Origin of the sequence: Marinobacter sp. RI1 (genome assembly GCF_041155085.1) — a bacterium.
Classification (GTDB): Bacteria; Pseudomonadota; Gammaproteobacteria; order Pseudomonadales; family Oleiphilaceae; genus Marinobacter; species Marinobacter nauticus.
In genome coordinates this window covers 243,182-268,184 of the sequence record NZ_AP031605.1, presented here as the reverse complement: position 1 = coordinate 268,184, position 25,003 = coordinate 243,182, and the positions used below count along the sequence as shown (strand labels likewise).

The following is a 25,003-nucleotide window of genomic DNA, read 5'->3' as shown; positions in this document are numbered from 1 at the left end:
TTTATCTGCGTCAAAGTGCACCAGAGGCGTGCGCATCAAGGGCTTGTGCACCAATCTGGATAGGGCGCGAGGCAAGGTTTTACTACCAGGTAATCTCGCTGGGCGTATCCCGACCGGGCTCAATGCCAATAATGGCTTCTTGCGACTCGCTTTCGGAACGAATCAGCTCGCGAAGGCGCAGTTCCTGCTCTTCCATGGGCTCTGACAGATCGATAACGATTTCAACCCGCCGGTTCTTGGCTCGGTTTTCCGGCGAGGTGTTGGGTACCCGTGGTTCGGTGTCGGCCAGACCGGTCACCCGGATGCGGTCCGGAGTCACCTGCTCCCGAGCCAGCAGAACATTAGCCACTGCGGCGGCACGGGCTGCGGACAGGTCCCAGTTACTGTAGAAACGTTCGGTGCGGATGGGCACGTTATCGGTATGGCCTTCAATGGCGAGGTCGCCGGGCATGTCGGCCAGAACCTCCGCCATATCCAGAAGCAGGCCTTCGAATTCCCAGGTCAGTTGGGCTGAACCTGAGGCAAACGAGCCCTTCTCCTCAATGCGAATGATGATGCGGCGCTGATCTTCCGAGACGTTGATCCGGCCATCCAGAATCGCCGGTTCCAGCACTTCAAGAATCCGGGCCATGTTGGCGTCCATCTGTTCCTGGATGGATTCCTCAATGGCTTTCTCTTCGGGGCTTTTCAGAGTCTGGATTTCGGGCTGTACGTCGGTGGTGGTCTGTTTGACTTCATTGACCACAGTGGGCTCTGGCGGCGCCGGCGAAAACTTGTCGAAGATCGGGCTGGTTCCCTGAGGGATCTCAAGCGCAGGCACTTCCCGCTGCACCCCGAAGGCCTTGGAGAGTTCACCGGCGATCTGTTTGAACTTCTGGGCGTCAATTTCCGAAAACGACAGGAGCAATACGAAAAAGCACATCAGCAGCGACATCAGGTCGGCAAATGTGACAACCCACGCAGGAATCCCGGGCTTTTCCTCTTCTGGCAAATCATCCATGTTTAACCGCCTGCCGTTTCCGCATCGCCGTTTCTGGCCCGCTCTTTGGGCGAAAGATAGCTGGACAGCATCTGCTCGATAATGCGCGGGTTGGTGCCTTCCTGGATGGCGACGAGGGCATCAATATAGAGCGATTGCATGCGGGCCTCCTCCGTCATGCGCAGGGACAGCTTGTCGGCAATGGGGGTAGCGATCATTGTGGCGATCATGGCGCCGTAGAGCGTGGTCAGCAGGGCTACGGCCATGGCCGGCCCGATGGACTTGGGATCTTCCATGTTGGACAGCATCTGCACCAGGCCAATCAGCGTGCCAATCATACCCATGGCCGGAGCCACATCTGCCATGGCGGTGAACACTTTTGCGCCCGACCGGTTGTGTTCCAGTGTCATCAGGCGTTCCTTGTTGAGGAGCTGCTTGATGGTGTTGCCGTCCTGTCCGTCCACCAGCATCTGAATACCCTGGCCCAGGAATGGACTACTGACCTCCCTCCCTTCGATACCAAGAACGCCCTCTTTTCGAGCGATGCTGGCAATCTCCACCAGTTCTTCGATGCTGGCCTGAGTTTCGGGCAGTTTGAATTTGAACGCTCGGGCTGCCACCTTGAAGGCATCAAAAAACTGGGCAAGACTGAACTTGGCCAGTACTACCAGCAAGGTACCGCCAATCACAATCAGCAGGGATGGCGGATTGATGAACATGCCTGGCGATGCGCCCAGTATAATGGCCGAAGAAATCAGAAGAATGGCGCCGACGAGGCCGATAAGGGTGGCGAAATCCACAGTAACTCCAGAACTGTGCAGGTGACGATTAAGGGGGCGGGAGAATACTCCCTGGTTGATTATTAATCAATGCCCGGTTGGTCCCTCATCCTATGATGAGTGAAGCTCCTTCCATGCAGCGTAGCGGTGCAGATCGGATTCGACCAGTTTAAGGCACAAGGCAACCACACCGGCATCATCAACCAGGCCGAAGCCGAAGATCAGATCCGGAATCAGGTCCAGCGGATTCAGCACGTACAGCAACGCTCCGGCTACCGCAGCGATGGACTTCCAGGGTATGGCCCGGTAGTGGCCGTACCAGTAATCGCGAATCAGCGAGAACATCAGCTTGATATCGGTAGAGAAACGATTCAGCCTGCCGCTGTTTTTGACTTTCTCTTCAACGGCTTTTTGTCGTTCAAGCAGGGCCTCAAGGTCGCCTCTGTGAACCTTGGCACTTTGCTCTTTCAACTCGTTTGCAGCCGTTTTATCTGAGATCCATGCCATACATTGTCACCACTTTGCTCAGCGATTGCCTCAACATAACGAAATCGTGCTGGTTCGTCACCTTCCCAGGTCATTTCAATAATTCGTGAGACTTCCTGGGAGTTCAGGATCGGGCGCTTCATGGTCTTTGGATTTGTGGTGGTCCGGAACGAAGGCCAGCCGTTTTCGAATCAGTACGTCCTGAGCTCTGAGTAATGGCTCGGTATCTGTGGCCGGCTCGGTCAATGTAAAAAGGTAGGCGACGGCTTCTGCGGTTGAGAGTTGCCCGGCCTTTGGGGCCTTTCGGATACGGTAACGCGAAGCCGGTGGATCAGCGAAATGAAAGCAGGGCAACTGCCGGAACTGCGGGTTCAGGTGCAGGATTTTAGCGGCTTTACGCCAGGTGCCGTCCAGAACCAGCCACTGGTCGATCTGGGCTGCCGCGTTGCTCTCCACGGGCTGACTGTCAGCACATGGAAACAGCAGTCCGGAACGGGTTTCGGTTAACAGACGCTCCAAGCCTTGATGGGAAAAAGAGGCAGGGCTCTCGCCGACCAGTACCTCCAGCCGGGTCAGGCACTGCTGAAGTACTCGCACAGTACCCTTGCTGTGACCGACTTCTGACGGGTGCTGCAAAATGATGACGCGATGGCGGTTGTCGACCTGCTCGCAAACCTCGCATACGCAGGTGTTCGGGTGCAGGCCGCAGCGGGTACACAGTGCTCTGGCCACGCTTAACCCACGAAAATGCGCTTGGCCAACCCCGCGCCTTTCAGGCCGCGAACGGCCAGGGTTGTAACCAGCCCGCCGATCATTGCCCCGACCACGCCACAGGTAAGAATATCCTGCCCGGTCAGGTACAGTCCGGGGATGTCGGTTTTCGGCCTCAGCCAGCGTTGCTCGAAACGTTCTGGCGTGTGGTCCAGCCCGTACAGCTCACCCTGCTCATAGCGGCAGAACCAGGCGGTCGACAGTGGTGTGGAGGTTTCCACATAGTCGACTTTACCTCGAAGCTGGGGCAATTTTTCGTACATGACTTCCAGAAGCTGCTCGGTGATCCGAGCCTTCAGAGCCTCATAATCCTCGCCCCGTTTGCCCCAAGTGGAGCCCTGCCACGGCTCGAACATTTCCCAGGTGGTGGGCGCCACAATCTCGATGGTGGAGGTTCCGGGCCAGCGGTTCTGGTAGTCCGGGTCTTTGGCTGCCGGGAACGAGATGTAGACTACCGGGAAAGAGGTGTTCCGGGGATCTTTCAGGAATTGCTCCACGTTGCCATCATGGTCTGCGCTCGGATAAATCCAGAAGTTGGTGCGCGGCAAGCCGAGCTGGTCGGGCGTGCCTTTCAGGCCTATATACAGGCCGATATGGGGCATTGAGGGTTTGATGTGTTCCCGGCTGCCAGGATAGCCAATGCTGTCTGCGACAGACTCGGGTAAAAGCCGTTCGAAAGTATTGATCACACCGGCGTTGCTGATCACCAGCGGTGACCGGATATCATGGCCATCGGCCATGCGCACACCCACGGCTTTGCCCTTTTCGACCAGGATCTCTCTGACGTCGGCGTAGGTGAGCACGTCGCCACCACCGGACTGAATCACCGGGATGATGGTTTTGGCAATTTCCGAGGCACCGCCCACCGGGTAGAAACCACCGTACAGGTAATGCTTGGCAATGAGCGCATGTATCATGAAGCTCGACTGTTTCGGGGTTACCCCGCAATCGCCCCACTGACCGGTAATGGCGCCAATCAGCTCTTCGTTGGCGGTGAGTTCCCGCAATACGTCATAGGTGGTGCGGTTGAAACAGTCCGGCAGTACCGTTTTCAACCCTCTGGAAACCAGTGGCGCAGCCAGCGCGGGCGAGAGTTTGGACAGGGTATACCATTGCATGCCATCGGCCACTTTTCCGAGCAGAGCCAGGTAACGGTCGATGGCCTCTTCTTCGTCCGGGAAGGACGCCAGTAGCGAGTGCCTCAGGCCTTCCTTGCCGGCCCTGAGGTTGACCACTTTGTCGCCCAGAAAGAACCGGTCGTAGTTTTCATCCATCGGTGCCCATTCGAGCTTGCCGTCGGTGATGTAATCGAACAGCCGGCGGCCGAGGGTGTGGCGCGCGCCCATGTCGCCTATGTAGTGCACGCCCACATCCCACTCGTAGCCATTACGGGCGTAGCTGTGGGTGTAGCCACCGGCGGTGTAATGCTGTTCCAACACCAGTACTTTGTAGCCGGCTTTGGACAGGCAGGCGGCGGTGGTCAGACCGCCGATACCGGAGCCGATCACTACCGCATCATAGGGCCCATCGAGCCGGCTCGCGCGGTAACGGGTACCGATTCGGATTGTACTGGGCTTCAAGGATTTCGAATTTGTATCTACCACCACGCTTTTCCCCACATTTCCGGATTGGCCCAGTTATCGGGATTGTTCCAGGCCCGTTTATGATTGTAAGTATCCAGATTGTAGGTATAGAGCGTGAGTGCGCCGTTCTCGCTTTCGATATCGGCATGACGCTGAAAGCCCAGGGCGATGAAGTCGGTAAAGCCCCAGTCTGTGGTTTGGGGCACCAATACCGCAATTTGATGGGTGCCATAGTTGCGTAACTGTCCCAGTAAAAGCGCCCCTTCTTCGTAGGGGAGATGTTCCAGGGTGTCGGTAATAATGGCCAGGTCGGGCACGGAATCCAGTGGCAGTCGGGCGTTCGGATCTGCGGTGTCCAGCGTCAGCAAGCGAACGGCTTCCCGTTGCCCGTGCCACACCTCGCTGACCCGGCTGGCGGTGTCGCCACAATACAGGAGGATGTCTGGCTGGCTGGTATCCAGAATCCGGGCCAGTACTCTCTCTGGTTGGCTAACAGGTGTTGTCATGATATCGGCCAGTCTGCTGCGTCTACGGTATGCAGGCCCACTGGTTGCTGAGCCTCCCCCTGCCAACGATGCACGAAGGCTCCGTCAGGATCGTACTGTTGCGCCTGCTTGTCCAGATTGAACTGCCGAAGCCCGCGGGGATCGGCGCCGACGCCGGCCAGATACTGCCAGTTTCCGTAGTTACTGGCCACGTCGTAATCCACCAGTTGCTGTTCGAACCAGGCAGCACCGTAACGCCAGTCCAGTTCCAGTTCATTGATCAGGCAGCTGGCCACCAGTTGGCGTGCGCGATTGCTGATGTAGCCGGTTTCCCGTAACTGATTCATGGCCGCGTTGACTATCGGATACTGGGTATTGCCCTCGCACCAGGCCTTGAATCGATGGCCATAGAAGGTCACCGGGCGGCGTTTACGTTGCACGCCATCGCGGCTAAACAACCGCCCCCCGTGTTTAAGGGCATACCAGTAGAAATACTCGCGCCAGAGCAGCTCAAACCAGAGCCAGTAGGTCGAATCGTTACGGGTGTGCTGACGTTCGTATTGTTCGATGGCGGCAACCACTTCCCGAGCTGACAGGCAGCCGTTCGCCAGCCAGGGGGAGAACTTGGAGGATGAGCTCCAGTCGTCCAGCGCATTGCGGGTTTCCTTGTAGTTGGCAATGCGATGTTGTCCGAATACGAAGGCTTGCAGCTGTGCCAGGCCGGCTTCCTCACCGCCGGTGAATGGTGACCGATGTATCGGTTCCGGTATCGGCGGGCACTGGCCCCGGTTATCTTCGGGGAATCCCGGGGGTGGTGGCAGTGCGCTGACGGTTCGAATCCTGAGGGTGTGGTCCGGTTGCTCAGCTTTCTCCACCTGCTTGCGGAATTGCGAGAAGGTATCGGGCAGCTCTGCCAGTTCCATGGGAAGCTGGCCTTCCGCAAACATGCCCAGGGTTTCGAACTGCTGAAACGTCACTTCCGGCAGGCGGGTTTTGAGGGCCTGCCACTGCGCGGCTTCTTCGGTGCCGGGTAGGCGTGAGCGGATCAAACGCTGCACGCCGTGCTCCCGGGCCAGCTCTGGCAGAACGATTTCCGGTTCGCCCCAGGCGATATGAAGTCGTTGCCCCAGGGGCCGCAGGCTCCGTTCCAGTGCCATCAGACTTTGCCACAGGAAGCGCCAACGATGATCACCCAGTGCACGGCACTGAAACCGGTCACCGGTAAACCAGCGCGGGTCTACGACAAAGACACACAACAGCATGTCTGAACGGGCCGCGGCCAGCAAGGCCGGGTTGTCGTGCAAACGAAGGTCGCGGGTAAACCAGTAAAGTGTATGCAACGTAAATGCCCCTCTGAATACGACTGACTGTACGGATTTTTACGTCTGCGTGCGGATTTGGTTTCCCTGAATAATGCACGCATTCATATGCGTGTCGGTGCGAGAACGATTCTCCGGAACGTGCCGCCCAAAACGAGCTTCTAACCCACAGAACAGGATGTCCGTGGCTTTTTGACCTGTGCAAGAGTAAACGACGATGTTCCTGACCCGAAAGAAAAAGCAAGACATGGCCGATTGCCAGGCCCGTGCCAGCCAATGCCAGGCTGTGTACAGCGCTATCCGCCACGCGGTGGCGACGATTGAATTTACCACGGACGGGTTGATCGTCGATGTAAACGACCGTTTCCTTGAGGTGGTGGGCTACCGCCGGGATGAGGTGGTGGGAAAACACCACAGCCTGTTCTGTGATCGTGAAGTGGCAAACTCGGCGGAATACCGGAAGTTCTGGGATTCGCTCCGGGCCGGCCAGGCGCAGACGGATACCTTCCTGCGCCGGCGAAAGGATGGCCGTCAACTCTGGCTGGAGGCAACCTATTTTCCGGTGCACGGGGATGATGGCCGGGTTCAGCGGGTAATGAAAATTGCCTCGGATGTCACTGAGAAACAGGAGCACTTGCGGGACCAGCAGGCGGTCTTTGAGTCCGTCGACCGCTCAATGGCGATCATCGAGTTCGAGCCGGACGGTACCATCATCACCGCCAATGCCAATTTCCTTGCCGCGACCGGTTACCGTCTGAGCCAGGTTGAGGGCAAGCACCACCGGATGTTCTGTGATCCCGGTTTTTACCGGGACAATCCCGATTTCTGGAAGGGGCTTGCCGGTGGCCAGTTCCGCAGTGGTCGTTTTCACCGCCTGTGCTCAGATGGCAGTGATCTGTGGCTGGAAGCCAGCTACAACCCGATACTGGATGAGCGTGGACGTGTCATCAAAGTGATCAAGTTTGCCAGTGACATCACCGAGCGGGTGGAAAAGGCACTACAGACCCAGGATGCGGCAGCGGTGGCGTCATCCACTGCCACCCAGACCGCCAACATCATCGGCAGGGCGGATGAGGCGCTTCGACAGTCGAAAACCACCGCCGAACGCATTGAAGCGGGCGTGGATAAAGCCCGGGCCCTGATTGCCGACCTGAATGAGCGGTCGCAATGCATCGAGAAAATGGTCGATACCATTGCCGGCGTCGCGGATCAGACCAACCTGTTGGCCTTGAATGCGGCCATTGAGGCCGCCCGGGCCGGAGAGCATGGCCGCGGCTTTGCCGTGGTGGCCGACGAAGTGCGAAAGCTGGCGGCCAGAACAGGCACCGCCACCGATGAAATTGCCGATGTGATTCATACCATTCTGGAGCTGTCTGGTGGCGTGGAAACCCAGATTGCAGAGGTTCTGGATGTGGCGGTGGAAGGTCGCCGGCAATCCGGGGATGCCGAGGCGGTGATCGCCGAAATCCGCGATGGCGCCAGAGCGGTACTGGCCGCTATTGATGACATAGGACACTAAAGCCCGGACGGCTCTGAGCCGTGCTAGAGTTGTGAACAGTATCAATGTCGGCGCTGGCCGACCGAACCGGACAACAGGAGAGTGAACGTGATCAAGTCCCGCGCAGCTGTGGCGTTTGAGGCCAACAAACCGCTGGAAATTGTGGAAGTGGATGTGGCGCCGCCCAAAGAAGGCGAAGTACTGGTGAAGATCGTGGCCACAGGCGTGTGCCATACCGATGCCTACACTCTGTCCGGCGCCGACCCCGAAGGCCTGTTTCCGACCATTCTCGGCCACGAGGGCGGCGGCATTGTTGAAGCCGTAGGGCCGGGTGTGACCGGCCTGGAAGTGGGTGACCACGTGATCCCGCTGTACACCGCAGAATGCGGTAAATGCAAGTTCTGCACCTCCGGCAAGACCAACCTGTGTGGCGCGGTGCGCGAAACCCAGGGCAAGGGTGTGATGCCAGACGGCACCTCCCGGTTCTCCTACAAGGGCCAGCCGCTGTATCACTACATGGGCTGTTCCACGTTTTCAGAGTACACCGTACTGCCGGAAATCTCCCTGGCCAAAATCCCTAAGGAAGCCCCGCTCGACAAGGTGTGCCTGCTGGGCTGTGGTGTAACCACCGGGATTGGCGCGGTGCTTAACACTGCCAAGGTTGAAGAAGGCGCCACGGTCGCCATCTTTGGCCTGGGCGGCATCGGCCTGGCGGCCATCATCGGCGCGACCATGGCCAAGGCCGGGCGCATCATTGCGATCGATATCAACCCCGGCAAGTTCGACATTGCCAAGCAGTTGGGTGCTACCGATGTGGTTAACCCCAATGACTACGACAAACCGCTCCAGGAAGTCATCATCGAGATGACCGACGGCGGTGCCGACTATACCTTCGAGTGTGTGGGCAACGTGAAGCTGATGCGTGCGGCGCTGGAAGCCTGTCACAAGGGATGGGGTGAAAGCACCATCATCGGTGTGGCCGGTGCTGGTGAAGAAATCAGTACCCGCCCGTTCCAGTTGGTAACCGGCCGGGTCTGGCGCGGTTCCGCCTTTGGTGGCGTGAAAGGCCGTACCGAGCTGCCATCCTATGTGGAAAAAGCCGAGAAAGGTGAGATCCCGCTGGATGTGTTTATCACCCACGAAATGAAGCTGGAAGACATCAACAAGGCGTTTGACCTGATGCACGAGGGCAAGAGCATCCGGTCGGTGATTCATTTTTGACCGTAATTCTCTTAAGGGGTGGCAGGCCGGCTGCTACCCCTCCTATCAGCGATCTGTGAGCTTTAATTCAATGCGCCGGTTTCTCTGCAACGCTTTCGGTGAGGTGCCATCTGCTACCGGGAAGAACTCGCCAAATCCGGCAGCCGCCATGCGACGTTCCGGCACTCCCTGGGTGGCAAGATAGCGAACCACGGCCACGGCACGGGCGGTTGAAAGCTCCCAGTTGGAGGGGAACCGTTGGGTATTGATGGGCAGCATGTCGGTGTGGCCATCAATCCTCAGGATCCAGTCCACGTCGTCCGGAATCCTGGATGAGATATCCAGGAGCAAATCCGCAAGTTTGTCCAGCTCCTGCCGGCCTTCTTCGCCCAGCTCCGCTGAGGCCGAAGCAAAAAGGAGTTCCGAGGGCAGCAGAAAGCGGTCGCCGACAATCCGGACGTTCTCATTACCTGCGAGAATATCCCGCAGCCGAGCAAAAAACTCAGACTGATACTGCTGCAATTGGTTGACCCTTTCCGCCAGCAGGGTGTTCAGCCGCCGGCTGACTTGTTCCAGTTCCTGTTCCTTTTCATCGGTCATCTGCTGCTGTAGCTCAAGGGCGGAGGCAATCTGACGGAGCTGCTCCCGCAGTGAAACAATCTGGTTGGACAGCTGCAGGATCATTGCCTGCTGACTGGCTGATATCTGGTCCTTTTCCCCCACGGCTTCTTCCATGCGGGCAAGTTGCTCGGCCTGGGCTTCGACGCTTGCTGTTTGGCGCATCAATTGTTCGCGGTTGGATTCAAGCTGTTCAATCAATTGATCATTCCGTTTCAGGCTGGTGCTGTAATCATCCTGAAGACGAACTATCTGGTTTTCCAGGGCCTCGGTTTTACTTTGTTCCAGCCCCAGCAACTCCGATAGTTCGTTAAGCTGGGCGCTAAGGCGCGCCAACTGGTTATCACGGTCAGATAATGTTTGGGACAGGTAAAGCTGACTGACCACGTACACCAGCAACATGAAAATCACCAGCATCAACAGGGCGGACAGTGCATCTACATACCCGGGCCAGACGTTGGTGGTGCTCCGGCTGCGGCGCCTGGATCCGATCATGACAGGTCTTTCTCGGCATCGACACGGTCAACCAGGTTGGTGACCCCGGTCAGCCATTCCTCCAGGCCGTCGTAGAAGCGGTTCTGGGCATGCCCCGCCTGGATATCAAGGAATCCCAGAATCAGTGAACCCCCGAGCCCCAGCAAAGATGAACTGAATGCGGTTCCCATACCCTCGAGTGGCGCAAGGAGCCCTTGCTGTAGTTCCGCAAAGACCTTACCAAAATCCTCCTGTCCCATGTCCAGGCCGGTGATTACCTGGCCTACGGAATTGATGGTACCGAGCAAGCCCCAGAAAGTGCCCAGAAGGCCGAGGAATACAAGCAGGCTAATGAAATACCGGGTAATTTTCCTTTGCTCGTCCATTCGGGTGTGAATGCCGTCCAGCACGGTGCGCAGGGACAGTGTAGAAAGCGTGAAGCGGTCCCGTTTGGCGTCTTCGCCCAACTGTCTGGCCAGTGGTTTGAGCAGGCGGGGTTCCCGTACCACGGAAAGGCCGGCATGGCCAGTGCGGAATTGGGCAATCCATTTTAGCTCGGGGAACAGGACAAATACCTGCCGGTAGGTGAGTGCAATGCCGACGATGAGAACCCCGACAATCAGGAGATTAAACACCCAGTTGGCCATGAACGCCGACATCAAGGGCTTGTGGATCAGGGCGCCGACGATGACGACAACGCCCAGGAACAGTGTCATCCAGAAGAGGGTATGCTTGGGATTGCTCATAGCGATGGCCAGCTTTTGAGAGAGTTCTCAAAGCGTTAGCACAGATATGAGAAGCTGTTGGCGACGGTAACTGAACTTTAATCGAAGCCCTTGGTGGCTGGTCAGTTGGTCGGTTTGGGCAGGGGAGCCTTCAAAGAGTGGGAGTGAGGTCAGATGATAATTCATCTGACCTCAGATTCATGGTCCGGTCTCTGCCTGATCAGCCTTGCTGAAGGGCCTGCAGCACAGCCTTGGCAGCGCCTTCGGAAGACGCCGGGTTCTGGCCGGTAATCAGCTTGCCGTCCACCACAATGTGCGGTGCCCAGTCATCGCCCCGGCTGTAACGGGCGTTGTTCTGCTTGAGCATGTCTTCCAGCAGGAAGGGCACAATATTGGTGAGCTGCACAGCGTCTTCTTCGGTATTGCTGAAACCGGTGACTTCACGGCCGCCCACGATGTTCTGGTCCGGTTTTATGAACACATTCTTGAACACGGCAGGAGCATGGCATACGGCGCCGATCACCTTGTCTTGCTCGTAAGCGGTTTTGATCAGGGCTATCGACTTGTCGTCCTCGGCCAGATCCCACAGCGGGCCATGGCCACCGGGGTAGAAGATGGCGTCGTACTGATTCATGTCCACGTCGGCCAGTTTTCTGGTGCTGGCCAGCATTTCCCGGGCATGGGTGTCTTCACTGAACCGCCGGGTGGACTCGGTCAGTGCATCTTCAGCCTCGCTGTTCGGGTCAACCGGTGGCTGGCCGCCTTTAGGGGATGCGAGGGTGATGTCGGCGCCTGCGTCTTTGAATACGTAGAACGGCGCAGTGAATTCTTCCAGCCAGAAACCGGTTTTGTGGCCGGTGTCGCCCATCTGGTCGTGGGAGGTTAGTACCATCAGAATCTTCATGCCAGTCGACCCTCCTGTCGGGAGTCCGGGTGTATTTCGTTCGTCTCACTACATCAAATTGTGATGATCGCTCGGTTTTCAACCGTCAGTACGTTAGCACTGGCATATTGGATGCTCATTAACGGCTATACTGCGAGGGTAGTTATCGCACATGTAACGTCATGGACCAGGACGGATTTATATGAGGTGGATTGCCTTGAAAGGCGTGCTTGCCGGCATTCTGATGCTGCTTTGGGCGCCTGGTGTTCTTTCACAACAGGGCACTGAAACAGTAGAGCCACTGACGGTGACCGTTGGCGTTGACCACTCGCCGCCCTACCGTATTCTCGAGCCGTCGCAAAAATCCGGTCTTTATCTTGAGCTATTCGAGGAAATTGCCGACCGGCTAGGCTGGCGTGTGCAGTACCGGGAGGCGCCATTCCGGCGCATCCTGCTGCTGATGCGCAGGGGTGAGGTGGATGTCATGCTGGGGCCGCTGCGTACCGAAGAACGGGAAGAATTCATGACCTTCGTGGCTCCGGCTTTTCCGCCGGAGCGGCGTCTGTTTTTCTACGTGAGCGAGAGTAACCGTATTGAGCGATACAGCGATCTGCCGGGAAAAGTCATCGGTATTCTGGAGGGCGCCCGTTACTTTACCCGGTTTGACAACGATCAGGCTCTGCATAAAGAGTCTGCGGCCCACTACGAAAACCTGATGATGATGCTTCAAAGAGGGCGGGTTGATGTCGTGGTGGCCCCCGAGCTGGTTGGTTTGTATACGCTGAGAGCCCAGGGGATAGACGCGAACATTTCACCGTTATTCGTGCCGGGTGACCGCTCCTGGATTGCGGTTTCGAACCAGTCTCCTGCCCGCCGGTATGCAGAAGATATAAGGGCAGCCCTGAAATTGATTGAACGCGAGGGGATTCGAGAAGACCTGGTGCTTAAGTACCAGGAACAAAAAGCCTATTGATCGATTTCCATGTTCTATACCGATACGCGCCTGCTAAAAGGAACTTAGGGTGCTTACCTTTGTCTGTGATCGTTTGACAAGTTTTGGCAAAGGGACTGGTATGAAGACGATTCGATTGTGGGATCTCCCCACCCGGCTGTTCCACTGGTTACTGGTAATTGCTGTGGTTGGCGCAGTGGCGACGGTCAAACTGGGCGCTGGCTGGATGGCCTGGCATGAGCGTTTTGGACTGGCGGTTGTAGGCTTGCTGGCGTTCCGGGTGGTCTGGGGGCTGGTGGGCTCCACATACGCGCGCTTTAGTCAGTTTATATCGGGGCCAGGGGCGATGATCCGTTATCTTAGGGGTCAGTGGCAGGGCGCAGGCCACAATCCCCTTGGTGCCTGGTCGGTGCTGTTGTTACTGGGACTGTTCGGTTTTCAGGCGGTTACCGGTTTATTTGCCAATGATGAAATTGCCTTTAACGGCCCACTCTATCGGCTGGTGTCGTCGGGCTGGAGCGATACCCTGAGCAGCTGGCACCGTCTCATGGAATGGGGGCTGTACGCCGTGGTTGCCCTTCATGTCCTGGCGGTGCTGTTTTACACCCACGTGCGTAAGGATAATCTGATAAAGCCGATGGTGACTGGCCGAAAGCAGGTTAAGAGCTCAGAGCTGAAAGACGCCAGCGGCGGTGGCTGGCTGGCAATGATCATTGCACTGGCGATTGCCGTTGCTGTGGTCTGGGCGGCTAGTGGCGGACTGATTCCGCCACCGCCGCCACCGCCCCAGAATCTGGGTTGGTAAGCCCCTTGGCCTACTTGGCGCGGAAGTTGTCGTGGCAAGCCTTGCAGGTTTCACCGACTTTGGCGAACTGGCGTGCAATCGCGGCCTGGTCGCCGGCTGAAGCCAGTTCCTGCAGTGCGTTGGCTTCACGGACGAAGCTGACCGCAATTTCCTGAACCTTCATCGGCTCCTCAAAGAAGTTGGGCTTGAGGCGGGTGTTCTCGGCCCGGTCATTGGCGCTGTCACGGCTGTAAAGCACGCTCATGCCGGAGTTGGCCACGGCTGCAATGGCTTTGGCGGCTGCGGCAACCTGGTTCTGGTCAAACGCTACGGAGCCATCCACGGTCTGGGCCTTGATTTTGCCCATGTTCCAGGACGCAAACTGGTAGGCGGCCTGGCGGGTTTCGATCTGGTCTTCCACGCTCATCTGGGCCACGGTCGGGGTTGAGATCGCGGCCGCAAGCACCGCAACGGAAACAAAACGTTTATTCATTCCAGGTCCCTCTCTTGGTGTGATTGGTGATAATGCAAAAATGCTCTATAAAGGCGTGGTTATAAGCATGCTACCTGTATAGACTCATTCCTGACAGCTATAAGAAACGAAAGTTCAATCTGAGGAGTTGCACGATGTCGATCTGGACGGTTACCCCTAATCTTGAGCAAATGACAGAGGCCAGCAAAAACACCGCGGTCAGTCATATGGGCATTGAATACCTCGAAATCGGTGACGATTATGTGAAAGGCCGGATGCCGGTGGATGAGCGCACCGTCCAGCCATTCGGGATCCTGCATGGTGGTTCCTCCGTTGTGTTGGCGGAAACGCTGGGCAGCATGGCTGCCAACTGTTGCCTGAAAGATAAAAATACGGTCGCTGTGGGGCTGGATATTAATGCCAATCATATTCGGCCTGTTACCGGGGGATGGGTCTATGGCACGGCGAAGGCCATACACATCGGCAGTGCAACGCAAGTATGGGAAATCCGCCTGGAAAACGATCAAGGCAAGGTGACCTGCATTTCCAGGTTGACCATGGCGGTAACCCGCCGCTCGTAAGAAAACAGGGAGCGATGGCTCCCTGATTCCGACCTTGCGCGTCGATTTGCGAAATAAGCTCGCCATCCTTGATTAATATCAAAAGAAAATCGTTTGCCGGGACTGTCGCCCTGCTATACTTAAAATAGTTGAGGATGTTAACTAAATGCCATGAGGTTATTCCTCACGGGAAGGTTTCACTGTGCTGAAAATTCGTTGTAACAGGGTGTCTTCGAAAGCGCACAAGTCCTGGTATGCGTTGCTCTTTTTGCTATGCGCATCCTTTGGTCTGCGAGCTGCCCCTTTGTCTGAGTGCTCAACGCTGAGAGTGAGTGGTAATCCGGAGTATCCGCCTCTCCTATGGCCGAGCGTGGCGTCGCCGGATCTTTTAGATGGCGCGGTTCCTCAGTTCCTGCGGGAATTGGCTGAGCCCCTGGGTATCAAGGTCAGTGTCCGCAACATTGGGTCCTGGGCGCGGGTGCAGCGGTTGGCAGAGTTGGGGGAGATCGATCTGGTGGCCGGGGCCTTTATCACGGCAGAAAGATTGGGCTACCTGGATTATATTCTGCCGCCCATGATGCACCTCGATACCAATGTCTGGGTGCCGCAGCGAAGGATGTTTGAGTATCGGCACTGGCCGGACCTGGAGGGGAAACAAGGCAGCACCCTGATCGACAACAGTTTCGGTGAGCGGTTCGACAGCTTTGCCGCCGATCACCTGGATATCCTCGGCGTCCGCTCCATTCACCAGTCCTACCTGATGGCCGATATCGGTCGTATCGATTATGTACTGTACGAGTTGTTGCAGGGGCGGGCGAAGCTGGCCCGGTATGGCATGTCGAATGACTTTGTGGCGCTGGAGCCCCCTGTGAGCAGAGAAGGCCTGTTCTTCGCGTTTCCGAAACTATCCCGCTGCAATAGCAAAGCCTTGCGAGAGGCTTTTGCAGCCAGGTTGCTGGAGTTGACGGAGCAGGGCAGGCTGGAAGAGTTGATTGAAGAGTATCTCATCCGGTATACCGAGGAGGGCCGTTAGCGAGGCCTTCCTGGGTTTAGGTGGCCAGTGTCACTCTGCTTCTTCCTTTGGCCTTGGACTGGTACATGGCCTCGTCTGCGCGACACATCAGATCTTCCAGTCTGCGGTCGCCGTTTCCCAGGCTACTGATTCCGATACTTGCCGACGGCGAGATTCTGCTTTTCTCGTAAGACACCACCAGATTACAAAGCAAGGCCAGCAAGCGGCTCGCCAACACGTGTGCCATCGTCATGTCGGTGTCCGGTAGCAGAATGGCGAATTCCTCTCCGCCCATTCTGGCCACAATATCGCAATCCCGAATCCGGGCTTTCAGTAGCCCGCTGACCTGCTTCAACACTTCATCGCCCGCCTGGTGACCGTAGGTATCGTTGATGATCTTGAAGTGATCCAGATCCATCATGACCAGAGTCAGTGGTGTCTGATGCCTGGCAGACTGGTTCAGCAGTTGCTCTCCGAACTCGAAGAACGCGCGTCGGTTATGCAGCCCGGTAAGTTCATCCTCCAGCGCTGCTGCCCTGGCTTTTTCGTGGGCTGCCCGCAGCTCCAGCTCCATCTGTTTACGTTCGGTAATATCAGTGGCAATCTCCAACCTCACCAGGCGGCCATCGGTCCAGCGGATCGCCTGGTCACGGCACTGGTACCATCGTTGGTCCAGTTGATTCTGGAACTCCCAGACATGGGGTTTGTTGGGCTCGCCCTGATCATTGATCAGCAGGTGATTGGTGCAGAAGCTGCATGGGCCGTCACCGTTCTGAAGCACCTGCCAGCATTTTCGGTTGCCAATGTCACCCCAGATCTGCCGGCCGTAAGCGTTCATGTACAGCAGATCGTGTGTTGTAAAATCGGAGACGTACACCAGGGCATCCAGATTATCGAGTACGGCCTGAAGACCTTCCGGGGGTGTTTCCTCGGTGGCTGGCGGTGTCTGATCCCGGTGAACGGGCAGATTCAGTGACGGAATGCCGGATTTCATGGGGTGTGCGCTGTCTACTTTTTATTCAGTTTAATTTCCAGTATGGCTTTTGTCATACGACGCTGTCTGCAAAAGCGTGTAAGGTTTGCGGACATTACCTACGTTGGCCGGACAGCCGGGCCAACGAAATTCTGGCTTCATGAGGGTTTGGAAAGGGATGAAGGTGTCCGGGGAAAACTGCCCCTGCGGTAGCGGGAAAGCCTACCTGCTGTGTTGTCAGCCCTGCCATGCAGGCGCGCCTGCCACCACACCGGAGGCGTTGATGCGTTCCCGGTTCAGTGCCTTTGTGGTGAAGGATGCCGATTATCTGCTCGAGACCTGGCATCCGGAGACCCGGCCGGCGGAACTGGACCTTTCCGGCTCACCGGAATGGGTTTCGCTGCAGATATTCTCCTCCAGTGCCGGTGTCGACACGGGCCGGGTTCACTTCCGGGCGGTCTATCGTGCCGGTGGTGGTTGGGGTTATCTGGAAGAGCGATCAGACTTCAGCAAAGAGAATGGCCGCTGGTTCTACCGGGAGGGCGAAACCCGCGAGGGAGTGCTGAAGCCCGGTCGAAACGACCCCTGCCCCTGTGGCAGTGGTCGCAAGTTCAAGGCCTGTTGTCTTTAAACGTTCTATTCGAATTTCGGCAGATCCGGCTGAGCGACCTCTTTACCCGCTTCCAGCCAGGCGTCAAAGCCGCCTTCAATGGATTGTACGTTCATATAGCCCATCTCTTTCAGCGCTTTGGCGCTGAGTGCTGCACGGCCGGAGGTTTTGCAGTAGAGCACAATTTTCATCTGCCGGTTCTCCAGCGCGGGGTCGTTGGTGAACTTGAATTCGAGCATGCCCCGGGAAATATTCACGGCGCCCGGAATATGGCTGGAGCGGTATTCATCGGCGTCCCGCACATCCAGCAGCAAATCGGCATTTTTAATGGCCGCCTCGGCGTTGGCCAGCGGCACCTCCTGAATCTCTTTTTTGGCTTCGGCAACAAGGTCGTGGGCAGTCTTCATGGCAGTTCCCTTTGAGCGTGGGTGTGTCTTTTCAGGTTACGGCATTTACCACGGGCGAGTCACCTATAGGTTGTCTGTGACTAAGGCATGAGCCTTTGCCCAGCGGGTTTGTGCTAGATTGACGGGCCTGACAATGAGGAAGCTATGAAACCGCTGAATGAAACCACTAAAGGCGTGGTTTACGGGTTAGGCGCCTACACCCTTTGGGGAAGCTTTCCCCTGTATTTTGCCCTGTTCAAGGGGATCCCTTCCTGGGAGGTGCTGATCCATCGGGTGATCTGGTCCTGCCTGTTTCTGGCCGTGGTCATCTCGATACTCAAGCGCTGGCCGCCGGTGGTGGCGGCACTGCGACAGCCGCGCCGGCTGGGGTATGTGCTGGGTTGTGCCGTGTTTATTGCCCTGAACTGGGGTATCTATATTTATGCCGTGGAAACACGCCATGTGTTGCAGGCCAGTCTGGGCTATTTCCTGACGCCGTTGGTAAATGTGGCCATGGGGCTGCTGATCCTGGGTGAGCGTATTTCCCGGCTGCAGGCCGCGGCGGTGGGTCTGGCGGCGGTTGCGATTCTCTATCAGCTGTTGCTGCTGGGCGAGCTGCCGTGGATTACGCTGGTACTGGCGTTCAGCTTCGGCACCTATGGCCTGATGCGCAAGAAAGTCGAACTTGATGGCCTTTCCGGTCTGTTTGTTGAAACGCTGTTATTGCTGCCGTTGGGCTTGCTGACCCTGGCCTGGCTGTCGTCGCAGGGGCTGTCGCACTTTTCGGACAGCACCTACAGCGCATTGTTACTGGCCTCCAGTGGCGCGGTGACCGCCATCCCGCTGCTGGCTTTTGCCGGGGCTGCGCGCCGTTTGAAGCTGTCTACCGTGGGCTTTCTTATGTACATCAACCCCACGATCCAGTTTCTGATCGCGCTGTATATCTTCCATGAGCCGCTTAGCACCGCCAAACTGGTGAGCTTTGTGATGATCTGGGTGGCGTTGGCAATATACTCGTGGTCGGCCTGGGTGGGCCGATCGAACAGAGAGGCTTCGGCATGAAACAACCCATCAGCGGCTATCACAAAGACGGGGAAAACCACTGGGTAGCGCAGCTGGCGTGTGGCCATAACCAGCACGTGCGACATGATCCGCCCTGGGTAAACCGGCCCTGGGTTGTCACGGTGGAAGGTAGGCAATCCATGTTGGGGGTTAAGCTGGATTGCCGGAAATGTGATGACGATGCGCCAGCGGATGTCCGTCCGGAGAGTCCGGAAGGACCTCAGTCTCCCGGTCAGGCCAGGGTTTCCAGATAGGCTTCCAGTTCGTTGGCGAGCCAGCCCACCACGGCGCCCCCTTGCGCCTGCTCCGACTCCAGCGCACTGAACACTTTCCACCAGCGGGCGCTGCGGTGGTGGATGGTTTTCAGCTGTTCCTTGCGCAATGCCTCAGCAATCAGGGGTAAGGGTAAATCCGCCCAGCCGGCGCCATCAATCACCGCATCACGCATCAGTTCGTATTGGGTAAAGGCGAGGTAGTTGGCGGTTTCCGGGGATTCGGCCACCAGTTGGGCATCGAGCATGTAGGCCAGGGTGATTTCCGTGTGGCTGACCAGGTCGTCCTGAGTGACCCGTTTCAGCTGACTCAGGGGGTGGTCCGGAGCTGCCACGGTGAGCATGCGCACATCAGCCAGTTCCCGAAACCATTGATAACCTTCGTTCAGCAATTCCGGCATCAGGCCATAGGCCACATCCACGGACTGGATGCGAACCAGCGGCGCCAGTTCCCGGGGCGAGGCAAGGTAAACCGACAGGCTGGTCTGGGGGAAGCGTTGTTTCAGCCGGCGCAGAATGTCCCGCCAGATATCTTCCGGAATGGCATCGTCCCGGGCAATGCGCAGGACCGATTCGGCACCACTCAGGTGGTGCTGGCAGCGAGCCCTGATCTGGCTGGCAACCTGGTCGAATCGCCGGCAGTCGGTCAGGATGGACTGGCCGACGGCCGTCAGGTGCAGTTGATTGCCGCTGCGTTCAAACAGCTCCACCCCCAGTTCATCCTCCAGGGACGCCAGCACGGTACTGACGGTGGTGCGGCTGCGGTTCAGTTCCCGGGCCGCCGCGGCCACGCTGCCGTTGCGCACAACCGAGAGGAAGGTCTTGATCTGTGACGTTTTCATGGTTTGCTCTTTGCGACGGATTTTCCGTCGCTCAGCGACTCACACCTGTTGAATGATGCCGCTAATATGGCAGCAATTCTCAGGAGGTCAAAATGTTTACTTCTCTGGCGCGGGAAAACCTGGCGCTGACATTATCAGCGGTGGGCGCGGGCGTGTTTGCGCTCGCCGGTATTACCTGGGGTCTTTGGGTCGATTCCCTGGTTATTCTCTTCGATGGTGCCTATTCCCTGATCAGCCTCGGGTTGTCGCTCCTGTCACTCTATGCCGCCCGCCTGGTTCGCCGGCCGGCCAATGACGATTACCCATTCGGGATGGGGGCCGTGGAGCCGCTAGTGATCGCTGTGAAAGGTCTGGTGATTGCAGTGGTGTGTATCTTGTCGCTGGTATCGGCGGTGGTGTCGCTGCTTCAGGGCGGCCGTGCCGTGGCGGCGGACATGGCAATGATCTTTGGTGCGGTGAACGTGGTGGGGTGTCTGGCGGTCTGGGCGTATCTACGGTGGTCAAGTCTGCGCAATGGTTCGGGGCTGGTGCAGGCGGAACAGCGCCAGTGGCTGATGGACAGTGCCCTAAGCGCTGCCGTAATGATTGGTTTTGGCGCGGCCTGGCTGCTGGAACGCAGTCATTGGGCGGAGCTGGCCGTGTATGCCGACCCGGTAATGATGCTGGTGATTTCGGTCTACTTTATGACGGTGCCGGTGAAGATGGTTCTGGAGTCAGTTCGGGAGCTGTTGCTGGCGGCACCGAAAGACGATGCACTGGACGACATCCATGAGACCCTGGAAGACCTGGGCCTGAATCCGGAACAGGTCCGGGTGGCCAAGCTCGGCCCGAACCTTCTTCTTGAGGCCTCAGACGTTCAGTCCACCCATAGCCAGTATTTGCCTGCGGGTATTGGCTTTCTCTTGCTCAAGTTTGCCAGTCAGTGACACCCCGTCGCACTCCGGATGGTCGGCGAGGAATCGTCGGGTCAGCTCGATCTGGACATGCAGATCCTGGAAACGGCCGTACAGATCCTGTCGCTGGCGTAGCTCTTTCCGGAATGGCTTGCTGTACCGGGCATCCAGTTCCAGAAGATAGCGGATACGCTTGAGGTTCTTGCGCAGCTGGTGCAGGGCTTCATCCGGAGCGGTGTGCAGCAGTTCTGCGGTTTTTCGGTTGAACTGCTTCAGGCGCCGGTTTGTCGCGGCCTGGATGTCTTTTTTCCGCAGGTTTGCAGCCAGCTTATGAAAAGATTTGGACTCAATATAGTCTTGCCAGCGCGACAGGCTTTGCTGGTAGCGTTTCTGGCCAAGGCGTTTGGCCAGTTTGCGCTGTGCTTTAGATGCCCTGAGCCGCGCCCAGTCGGTCAGCGTGGTGCAGAGTTGTGGGTTGTCGTGGCACAGCTCGGGGATATCCTGAAGAAATACGTGCAGATCCCGCAGGGCGCTGGTGGCCCGGGCATGTCGCTTCAGTTCTCGGATATGCTCCTGTAGTTGGCGATCGCCGGTAATCTCGGCCAGGGGTTCGGCAATGGCCCGACTGCGGCGAAGGGCAATGCGGTATTGGTGCAGGAATTCGTCATCCAGCCCCAGCATCACCCCCGGGGTCAGCAGTTCCAACTGATTGTTCAGCTGCTGCAAAACCTCCGGGAGTGTGTTCTGGTCCAGTTCAGTGGCGCCGGGACTGGCTTTTCGGTTCTTGCGCCGGAATTCGTTGTAACTGAAATCACGAGGCGTCAGGAAGGTTTCCAGTGCACCCTTGTTTTTGTCCACTTTCTTCCAGTGCCTTACCGGCAGCCGGATCTCAAGGATACTGGCGGTTGGCAATTCGAACGGAGCCTGAGGCGCCAGAAAGGCGGCCAGTTCGAGTAATGCCGGGTTGTGGCCAATAAGGGTAATGCGGTTCTGGTTGTTATCCAGATTCTGCAGCCAGCGTAATAGACGCCGGAAGTCGAAGGTGTAAAGCTCGTTTTCGGTGACGACTTGGGCCGGCTGGGCGTCGACGCTGAGTGCGCCTGCCAGCGTTTGCTGGGCTCGCACAGCGGGACTTGCATAAACGGCGCCAGACAGCGCGCCCAGGCATCTCAGTGCCCGTGCGAGCGGCGCAAGCTGGCTTTGGCCTCTGTCATTCAGCGGGCGTTCCTGATCGCAGAGGCTGTCGTCGTTCCAGCTCGATTTGGCGTGGCGGATAAGAAAAAGCCGTTTCATGCATGCTTGCTCATGAGCTGAATATTCAGACCTTAGTCTGACACAGCCTCAAGTCGTTTACATGACGGCCGATAAGTATTTAGACGTATGACCCTGATATGACGGGCTTGTTTACACAAAAACCTGTTCCGGACCTGCGTTTGGTATACAGCTTTTAACAAACTGCAACGGAGTGCGGGCTGCGTTTGTGCATAATCAAAGGATTACAAGAAATGACCCCGGAGCGAAGACCATGACCTTCATGAGCAACCTGACCATCAGAACACGGCTTCTGATTGGAGTGTTGGTGCCTGTACTGATTACGGCTGGAACAGTTGCATGGATTACGGCGAACCAGATCCGGGCCAATGGAGAGGCAGAGTTGGAACGCCTCGAGCAGGAACTGTTGGAAGCGCGCAAGGAAGGTTTGAAAAACCTGGTTGAAACCGCGAAATCCGTGGTGCTTGAGGCCAAGTCCACTCCAGGTTATACGGAGCAGGAGGCGCAGGAAGAGGCGCGAGAGCGGTTGCGGTCAATCAAGTTCGGTCAGAACAACTATGTCTTCGCCTATGATCGCAGCCTGTTCAATCTCGCCTATGCACCGGATCCCTCCAAGGAAGGGCCGACTACCAATCCGAACACCCAAAAGCTGGTTCGCGGGTTGTTCGATGCGACAGGTGATGATGGCTTCATGCCTTATGAGTGGGCGAACCCTGCTACCGGCCAGGTGGAACCGAAAGTCTCCTACTCCACCATCATTCCGGGCTGGGACTGGATGATAGGTTCCGGCGTGTATGTAACCGATGTTCAGAGAGCGGTGGCCGCTGCCCGGCAAGAAATCGATGCAACCATGACGTCTGCTATGGGCTTCATTTTACTGCTGACCATTGTGGTGGTGGTGATTTCGTTGGTAATCGGGTTGGTCATTGGCCGCACCGTGACTGCGCCGCTGAACAAGGTCAGCGACATGATGCGGGAGATTGCCGACGGTGAGGGCGACCTGCGCCAGCGCCTGCCGGAAGATGGTAAAGATGAGCTGGCCGTTCTGGGCCGCCGCTTCAACCACTTCGTCATCAAGATTCAGGACACCATCCGTGAGGTCGGCTCTACCACCGACCAGGTGGCTTCGGCGGCTGAAGAACTCAGCCGGGTGGCGAATGAAACCCGCCAGTCGGTTCAGGAGCAGGGTTCGGAAACCGACCAGATTGCTTCGGCCATCAACGAAATGGCGGCAACGATTCAGCAAATCTCCGGCAATGCCAATGAGGTGGAAGGCGCAGCTTCCGATGCGGACCGCATGGCCAAAGAGGGTGGCGAGACCATTAATAGCGCTCAGGGGGCGGTCAATCAGCTGTCCCAGGAAATGGAAGACACCGCTCGCAGCATCAATGCCCTGGCCGAGAAGTCGAACGATATTCAGCAGGTGCTGGATGTGATTCACGCGGTTACTGAGCAGACCAACCTGCTGGCCCTGAACGCTGCCATTGAGGCAGCCCGGGCCGGCGAGCACGGTCGCGGTTTCTCGGTGGTTGCCGACGAAGTGCGCCAGCTGGCCAAGCGGTCAGCGGAATCGGCTGATCAGATCCGGGAAATGATTGATGGCTTTGTGGCGGAGTCCAAGGCTTCGGTGGAACGTATGAACAACTCCCGCAAGAGCTCGGAGGCGACGGTTGAACGCATCAATCATGCCACCAGTGCACTGAACACCATCGTGACGTCAGTGACCCAGATCCACGATCAGGTGACTCAGATTGCGACCGCCGCTGAACAGCAGAGCCAGGTGGCGGAAGAGATCAACCAGAACGTGGTGCGGATTGTCGACGCGGCCCAGCGCAGCGACACCGGCGTGACCCAGACCAATGAGGCCAGCCACGAACTGGCCCGGTTGGGAGAGAATCTGCGCGAGCTGGTTGGCCAGTTCAAGGTCTGATTACCCTCATAAGAAAGCCGGCCCGCCACATTGGCGCGGTCGGCTTTCGTCGTTATGATGGATCATTCAGGCATATTTGAATCAAAAACTGATAACAATGGAAGCCAACACTATGTCCCTGCGTAAAACCCTGCTGGCGGCGGTCAGCACTCTTGGCCTGCTGGCCAGCCCTTTCGCGGTCTCTGAAGAAACCTTTACCCTGCGTCTCGCGGAAACCTGGGGGCCAAATTCCGGCCTGCTGGGGGATGCGCCCCGAAACATGGCGGCCATGGCTGAGGAAATGTCCGGCGGTCGGCTGAAGATCCGGATTGATTCCTCCAACAAGCACAAGGCCCCTTTCGGTATTTTCGATCTGGTCCGTAACGGCCAGTACGACATGGGCCACACCGCCTCTTATTACTACAAGGGCACCATTCCCAACGCCATGTACTTCACCACCATACCCTTCGGCATGATTGCGCCGGAGATGTATGCCTGGTTCTACCACGACGACGGCATGGAGTTGATGCAGAAGGTATATGAACCCTTCGGGCTGCTGTCCTTCCCGGGTGGCAACACGGCCAATCAGATGGGTGGCTGGTTCCGGAAAGAGATCAAGTCTCTGGAGGACCTGAAAGGCCTGAAAATGCGCACCCCCGGCTTTGCCGGCGAGGTTATGTCGGAAGTGGGCGTGGCGGTCACCAACCTGCCGCCGGGCGAGCTGTATACCGCGCTTGAGCGCAACACCATCGATGCCGTTGAATGGGTTGGCCCAGCGCTGGATCTGCAGATGGGCTTTCACCAGATTGCCAAGTATTACTACTCCGGCTGGCAGGAGCCCAATGCCGAAGTGCAGTTCCTGATCAACAAGAAAACCTGGGACAAGCTGCCGGCTGATCTGCAGGCTATCCTGCGGGTCTCCATGCGTACCGCAGCGTATGACATGTATATCCAGAGCACCCACGAAAGCGGTGTGGCCTGGGAGAAGATGAAGCAGGAATACCCGGATGTGACTCACAAGGTGTTTCCTCCGGAGGTTATTACCGCCCTTCGAGAAACCACCAATCGCCTGTTGGATGAATTTGCCGAGAAAGACGAACTGGCGAATGAAATCATCACCTCACAGCGTGAATACCTCAAGCAGGTGCGCCCCTGGACTAACATTTCGGACAAGGCGTATCTGAACAGTGTCGCGGAGCAGTAA

At 57.3% G+C, this 25,003-nt stretch carries 27 protein-coding genes and 1 pseudogene; 13 read left to right on the top strand and 15 right to left on the bottom strand.

Annotated elements, in window-relative coordinates:
• Positions 1 to 82: 82 nt before the first annotated feature.
• From ACAM27_RS01230 to ACAM27_RS01200, 7 genes are all read right to left on the bottom strand, one after another.
• Positions 83 to 1,000 carry a flagellar motor protein MotB gene (locus ACAM27_RS01230; protein WP_023007771.1) on the bottom strand — a complete coding sequence of 306 codons (918 nt, stop codon included), beginning with the start codon at positions 998 to 1,000 and terminating at the stop codon, positions 83 to 85.
• A 2-nt stretch (positions 1,001 to 1,002) separates the two neighbouring features.
• Entirely contained in the window at positions 1,003 to 1,779 is a 777-nt protein-coding gene (pomA, locus tag ACAM27_RS01225) for a flagellar motor protein PomA (protein ID WP_014420230.1), read from the bottom strand.
• Between the two features lie 90 nt (positions 1,780 to 1,869).
• Positions 1,870 to 2,265, bottom strand: a complete 396-nt coding sequence (locus ACAM27_RS01220; RefSeq protein WP_023010703.1) for a YkvA family protein — start codon at positions 2,263 to 2,265, stop codon at positions 1,870 to 1,872.
• A 75-nt stretch (positions 2,266 to 2,340) separates the two neighbouring features.
• Positions 2,341 to 2,976 carry a tRNA-uridine aminocarboxypropyltransferase gene (locus ACAM27_RS01215; protein WP_222197703.1) on the bottom strand — a complete coding sequence of 212 codons (636 nt, stop codon included), beginning with the start codon at positions 2,974 to 2,976 and terminating at the stop codon, positions 2,341 to 2,343.
• Positions 2,977 to 2,978: 2 nt separating this feature from the next.
• Positions 2,979 to 4,622, bottom strand: a complete 1,644-nt coding sequence (locus ACAM27_RS01210) for an NAD(P)/FAD-dependent oxidoreductase (protein ID WP_328798322.1) — start codon at positions 4,620 to 4,622, stop codon at positions 2,979 to 2,981.
• A complete protein-coding gene (locus ACAM27_RS01205; protein WP_014420234.1) occupies positions 4,613 to 5,104 on the bottom strand; it encodes a DUF6231 family protein in 492 nt (163 codons plus the stop codon). Before ACAM27_RS01205 ends, ACAM27_RS01210 begins: the two co-directional genes overlap by 10 nt.
• Positions 5,101 to 6,423, bottom strand: a complete 1,323-nt coding sequence (locus ACAM27_RS01200) for a DASH family cryptochrome (protein WP_369612432.1) — start codon at positions 6,421 to 6,423, stop codon at positions 5,101 to 5,103. Before ACAM27_RS01200 ends, ACAM27_RS01205 begins: the two co-directional genes overlap by 4 nt.
• A gap of 196 nt (positions 6,424 to 6,619) precedes the next feature.
• Between ACAM27_RS01200 and ACAM27_RS17520 the strand changes: the two are divergent.
• From ACAM27_RS17520 to ACAM27_RS01190, 3 genes and pseudogenes are all read left to right on the top strand, one after another.
• Positions 6,620 to 7,381, top strand: a pseudogene (locus tag ACAM27_RS17520) (PAS domain-containing protein); the annotation flags it as partial.
• Positions 7,355 to 7,921 (top strand): methyl-accepting chemotaxis protein, encoded by a 567-nt coding sequence (locus tag ACAM27_RS17515; RefSeq protein ID WP_374730300.1) that lies wholly within the window; start codon positions 7,355 to 7,357, stop codon positions 7,919 to 7,921. The pseudogene ACAM27_RS17520 and the gene ACAM27_RS17515, both read left to right, overlap by 27 nt.
• A gap of 87 nt (positions 7,922 to 8,008) precedes the next feature.
• Positions 8,009 to 9,121 (top strand): S-(hydroxymethyl)glutathione dehydrogenase/class III alcohol dehydrogenase, encoded by a 1,113-nt coding sequence (locus tag ACAM27_RS01190; RefSeq protein WP_041654464.1) that lies wholly within the window; start codon positions 8,009 to 8,011, stop codon positions 9,119 to 9,121.
• 45 nt (positions 9,122 to 9,166) lie between these two features.
• On the opposite strand, the gene ACAM27_RS01185 is transcribed toward ACAM27_RS01190, so the two are convergent.
• The 3 genes from ACAM27_RS01185 to ACAM27_RS01175 form a co-directional block, all read right to left on the bottom strand.
• Positions 9,167 to 10,213 carry a peptidoglycan -binding protein gene (locus tag ACAM27_RS01185; protein ID WP_023010710.1) on the bottom strand — a complete coding sequence of 349 codons (1,047 nt, stop codon included), beginning with the start codon at positions 10,211 to 10,213 and terminating at the stop codon, positions 9,167 to 9,169.
• Positions 10,210 to 10,938, bottom strand: a complete 729-nt coding sequence (locus tag ACAM27_RS01180) for a MotA/TolQ/ExbB proton channel family protein (RefSeq protein ID WP_222197700.1) — start codon at positions 10,936 to 10,938, stop codon at positions 10,210 to 10,212. The genes ACAM27_RS01185 and ACAM27_RS01180 overlap by 4 nt, the downstream gene beginning before the upstream one ends.
• 199 nt (positions 10,939 to 11,137) lie before the next feature.
• Complete coding sequence (locus ACAM27_RS01175) at positions 11,138 to 11,821, bottom strand: type 1 glutamine amidotransferase domain-containing protein (RefSeq protein WP_011783877.1); 684 nt, start codon at positions 11,819 to 11,821, stop codon at positions 11,138 to 11,140.
• A gap of 181 nt (positions 11,822 to 12,002) precedes the next feature.
• Between ACAM27_RS01175 and ACAM27_RS01170 the strand changes: the two genes are divergently transcribed.
• Both ACAM27_RS01170 and ACAM27_RS01165 read left to right on the top strand, forming a co-directional pair.
• Positions 12,003 to 12,773 carry an ABC transporter substrate-binding protein gene (locus ACAM27_RS01170; protein WP_022993362.1) on the top strand — a complete coding sequence of 257 codons (771 nt, stop codon included), beginning with the start codon at positions 12,003 to 12,005 and terminating at the stop codon, positions 12,771 to 12,773.
• A 100-nt stretch (positions 12,774 to 12,873) separates the two neighbouring features.
• Complete coding sequence (locus tag ACAM27_RS01165; protein ID WP_022993361.1) at positions 12,874 to 13,557, top strand: cytochrome b/b6 domain-containing protein; 684 nt, start codon at positions 12,874 to 12,876, stop codon at positions 13,555 to 13,557.
• Positions 13,558 to 13,567: 10 nt separating this feature from the next.
• Here ACAM27_RS01165 and ACAM27_RS01160 read toward each other — a convergent pair whose 3' ends face one another.
• Entirely contained in the window at positions 13,568 to 14,029 is a 462-nt protein-coding gene (locus ACAM27_RS01160) for a cytochrome c (protein ID WP_022993360.1), read from the bottom strand.
• A gap of 134 nt (positions 14,030 to 14,163) precedes the next feature.
• On the opposite strand from ACAM27_RS01160, the gene ACAM27_RS01155 reads away from it, so the two are divergent.
• Positions 14,164 to 14,589, top strand: coding sequence for a hotdog fold thioesterase (locus tag ACAM27_RS01155; protein WP_014420257.1), 426 nt, complete (start codon positions 14,164 to 14,166; stop codon positions 14,587 to 14,589).
• A gap of 283 nt (positions 14,590 to 14,872) precedes the next feature.
• Positions 14,873 to 15,601: an ABC transporter substrate-binding protein gene (locus tag ACAM27_RS01150; RefSeq protein ID WP_226538053.1), complete on the top strand. Its 729-nt coding sequence runs from the start codon at positions 14,873 to 14,875 to the stop codon at positions 15,599 to 15,601.
• Between the two features lie 16 nt (positions 15,602 to 15,617).
• Here ACAM27_RS01150 and ACAM27_RS01145 read toward each other — a convergent pair whose 3' ends face one another.
• Positions 15,618 to 16,574 (bottom strand): GGDEF domain-containing protein, encoded by a 957-nt coding sequence (locus ACAM27_RS01145; protein ID WP_222534244.1) that lies wholly within the window; start codon positions 16,572 to 16,574, stop codon positions 15,618 to 15,620.
• 139 nt (positions 16,575 to 16,713) lie between these two features.
• Here ACAM27_RS01145 and ACAM27_RS01140 point away from each other — a divergent pair, with 139 nt between their 5' ends.
• Positions 16,714 to 17,184: a YchJ family protein gene (locus ACAM27_RS01140; protein ID WP_226538052.1), complete on the top strand. Its 471-nt coding sequence runs from the start codon at positions 16,714 to 16,716 to the stop codon at positions 17,182 to 17,184.
• Between the two features lie 5 nt (positions 17,185 to 17,189).
• Here the strand turns inward: ACAM27_RS01140 and ACAM27_RS01135 are convergent, their stop codons facing one another.
• Positions 17,190 to 17,570, bottom strand: a complete 381-nt coding sequence (locus tag ACAM27_RS01135; protein WP_014420261.1) for a rhodanese-like domain-containing protein — start codon at positions 17,568 to 17,570, stop codon at positions 17,190 to 17,192.
• 144 nt (positions 17,571 to 17,714) lie between these two features.
• On the opposite strand from ACAM27_RS01135, the gene rarD reads away from it, so the two are divergent.
• Both rarD and ACAM27_RS01125 read left to right on the top strand, forming a co-directional pair.
• Entirely contained in the window at positions 17,715 to 18,611 is an 897-nt protein-coding gene (rarD, locus tag ACAM27_RS01130; protein ID WP_222197698.1) for an EamA family transporter RarD, read from the top strand.
• The gene (locus ACAM27_RS01125; RefSeq protein WP_222197697.1) at positions 18,608 to 18,865 is read left to right on the top strand and encodes a DUF3565 domain-containing protein; all 258 of its coding nucleotides are present in this window, start codon (positions 18,608 to 18,610) and stop codon (positions 18,863 to 18,865) included. Before rarD ends, ACAM27_RS01125 begins: the two co-directional genes overlap by 4 nt.
• Here ACAM27_RS01125 and ACAM27_RS01120 read toward each other — a convergent pair.
• Entirely contained in the window at positions 18,844 to 19,725 is an 882-nt protein-coding gene (locus ACAM27_RS01120) for a LysR family transcriptional regulator (protein WP_222197696.1), read from the bottom strand. The two genes, ACAM27_RS01125 and ACAM27_RS01120, sit on opposite strands and share 22 nt — an antisense overlap.
• A 92-nt stretch (positions 19,726 to 19,817) precedes the next feature.
• Here ACAM27_RS01120 and ACAM27_RS01115 point away from each other — a divergent pair, with 92 nt between their 5' ends.
• Positions 19,818 to 20,651 carry a cation diffusion facilitator family transporter gene (locus tag ACAM27_RS01115; protein ID WP_236072858.1) on the top strand — a complete coding sequence of 278 codons (834 nt, stop codon included), beginning with the start codon at positions 19,818 to 19,820 and terminating at the stop codon, positions 20,649 to 20,651.
• Here ACAM27_RS01115 and ACAM27_RS01110 read toward each other — a convergent pair.
• Entirely contained in the window at positions 20,574 to 21,911 is a 1,338-nt protein-coding gene (locus tag ACAM27_RS01110; RefSeq protein WP_222197695.1) for a CHAD domain-containing protein, read from the bottom strand. The two genes, ACAM27_RS01115 and ACAM27_RS01110, sit on opposite strands and share 78 nt — an antisense overlap.
• Positions 21,912 to 22,143: 232 nt before the next feature.
• Here ACAM27_RS01110 and ACAM27_RS01105 point away from each other — a divergent pair, with 232 nt between their 5' ends.
• Together ACAM27_RS01105 and ACAM27_RS01100 are read left to right on the top strand one after the other, a co-directional pair.
• Positions 22,144 to 23,820, top strand: coding sequence for a methyl-accepting chemotaxis protein (locus ACAM27_RS01105; RefSeq protein ID WP_011783892.1), 1,677 nt, complete (start codon positions 22,144 to 22,146; stop codon positions 23,818 to 23,820).
• Between the two features lie 112 nt (positions 23,821 to 23,932).
• On the top strand, positions 23,933 to 25,003 hold the full coding sequence (locus tag ACAM27_RS01100; protein WP_189383320.1) for a TRAP transporter substrate-binding protein: 1,071 nt from the start codon (positions 23,933 to 23,935) through the stop codon (positions 25,001 to 25,003).

Coding starts and splice junctions, on each gene's coding strand:
- ACAM27_RS01230 (WP_023007771.1), bottom strand. CDS start 1,000: ATGGATGATTTGCCAGAAGAGGAAAAGCCCGGGATTCCTGCGTGGGTT.
- ACAM27_RS01220 (WP_023010703.1), bottom strand. CDS start 2,265: ATGGCATGGATCTCAGATAAAACGGCTGCAAACGAGTTGAAAGAGCAA.
- ACAM27_RS01205 (WP_014420234.1), bottom strand. CDS start 5,104: ATGACAACACCTGTTAGCCAACCAGAGAGAGTACTGGCCCGGATTCTG.
- ACAM27_RS01185 (WP_023010710.1), bottom strand. CDS start 10,213: ATGATCGGATCCAGGCGCCGCAGCCGGAGCACCACCAACGTCTGGCCC.
- ACAM27_RS01180 (WP_222197700.1), bottom strand. CDS start 10,938: ATGAGCAATCCCAAGCATACCCTCTTCTGGATGACACTGTTCCTGGGC.
- ACAM27_RS01175 (WP_011783877.1), bottom strand. CDS start 11,821: ATGAAGATTCTGATGGTACTAACCTCCCACGACCAGATGGGCGACACC.
- ACAM27_RS01170 (WP_022993362.1), top strand. CDS start 12,003: ATGAGGTGGATTGCCTTGAAAGGCGTGCTTGCCGGCATTCTGATGCTG.
- ACAM27_RS01165 (WP_022993361.1), top strand. CDS start 12,874: ATGAAGACGATTCGATTGTGGGATCTCCCCACCCGGCTGTTCCACTGG.
- ACAM27_RS01160 (WP_022993360.1), bottom strand. CDS start 14,029: ATGAATAAACGTTTTGTTTCCGTTGCGGTGCTTGCGGCCGCGATCTCA.
- ACAM27_RS01155 (WP_014420257.1), top strand. CDS start 14,164: ATGTCGATCTGGACGGTTACCCCTAATCTTGAGCAAATGACAGAGGCC.
- ACAM27_RS01145 (WP_222534244.1), bottom strand. CDS start 16,574: ATGAAATCCGGCATTCCGTCACTGAATCTGCCCGTTCACCGGGATCAG.
- ACAM27_RS01140 (WP_226538052.1), top strand. CDS start 16,714: ATGAGGGTTTGGAAAGGGATGAAGGTGTCCGGGGAAAACTGCCCCTGC.
- ACAM27_RS01135 (WP_014420261.1), bottom strand. CDS start 17,570: ATGAAGACTGCCCACGACCTTGTTGCCGAAGCCAAAAAAGAGATTCAG.
- rarD (WP_222197698.1), top strand. CDS start 17,715: ATGAAACCGCTGAATGAAACCACTAAAGGCGTGGTTTACGGGTTAGGC.
- ACAM27_RS01125 (WP_222197697.1), top strand. CDS start 18,608: ATGAAACAACCCATCAGCGGCTATCACAAAGACGGGGAAAACCACTGG.
- ACAM27_RS01120 (WP_222197696.1), bottom strand. CDS start 19,725: ATGAAAACGTCACAGATCAAGACCTTCCTCTCGGTTGTGCGCAACGGC.
- ACAM27_RS01115 (WP_236072858.1), top strand. CDS start 19,818: ATGTTTACTTCTCTGGCGCGGGAAAACCTGGCGCTGACATTATCAGCG.
- ACAM27_RS01110 (WP_222197695.1), bottom strand. CDS start 21,911: ATGAAACGGCTTTTTCTTATCCGCCACGCCAAATCGAGCTGGAACGAC.
- ACAM27_RS01105 (WP_011783892.1), top strand. CDS start 22,144: ATGACCTTCATGAGCAACCTGACCATCAGAACACGGCTTCTGATTGGA.
- ACAM27_RS01100 (WP_189383320.1), top strand. CDS start 23,933: ATGTCCCTGCGTAAAACCCTGCTGGCGGCGGTCAGCACTCTTGGCCTG.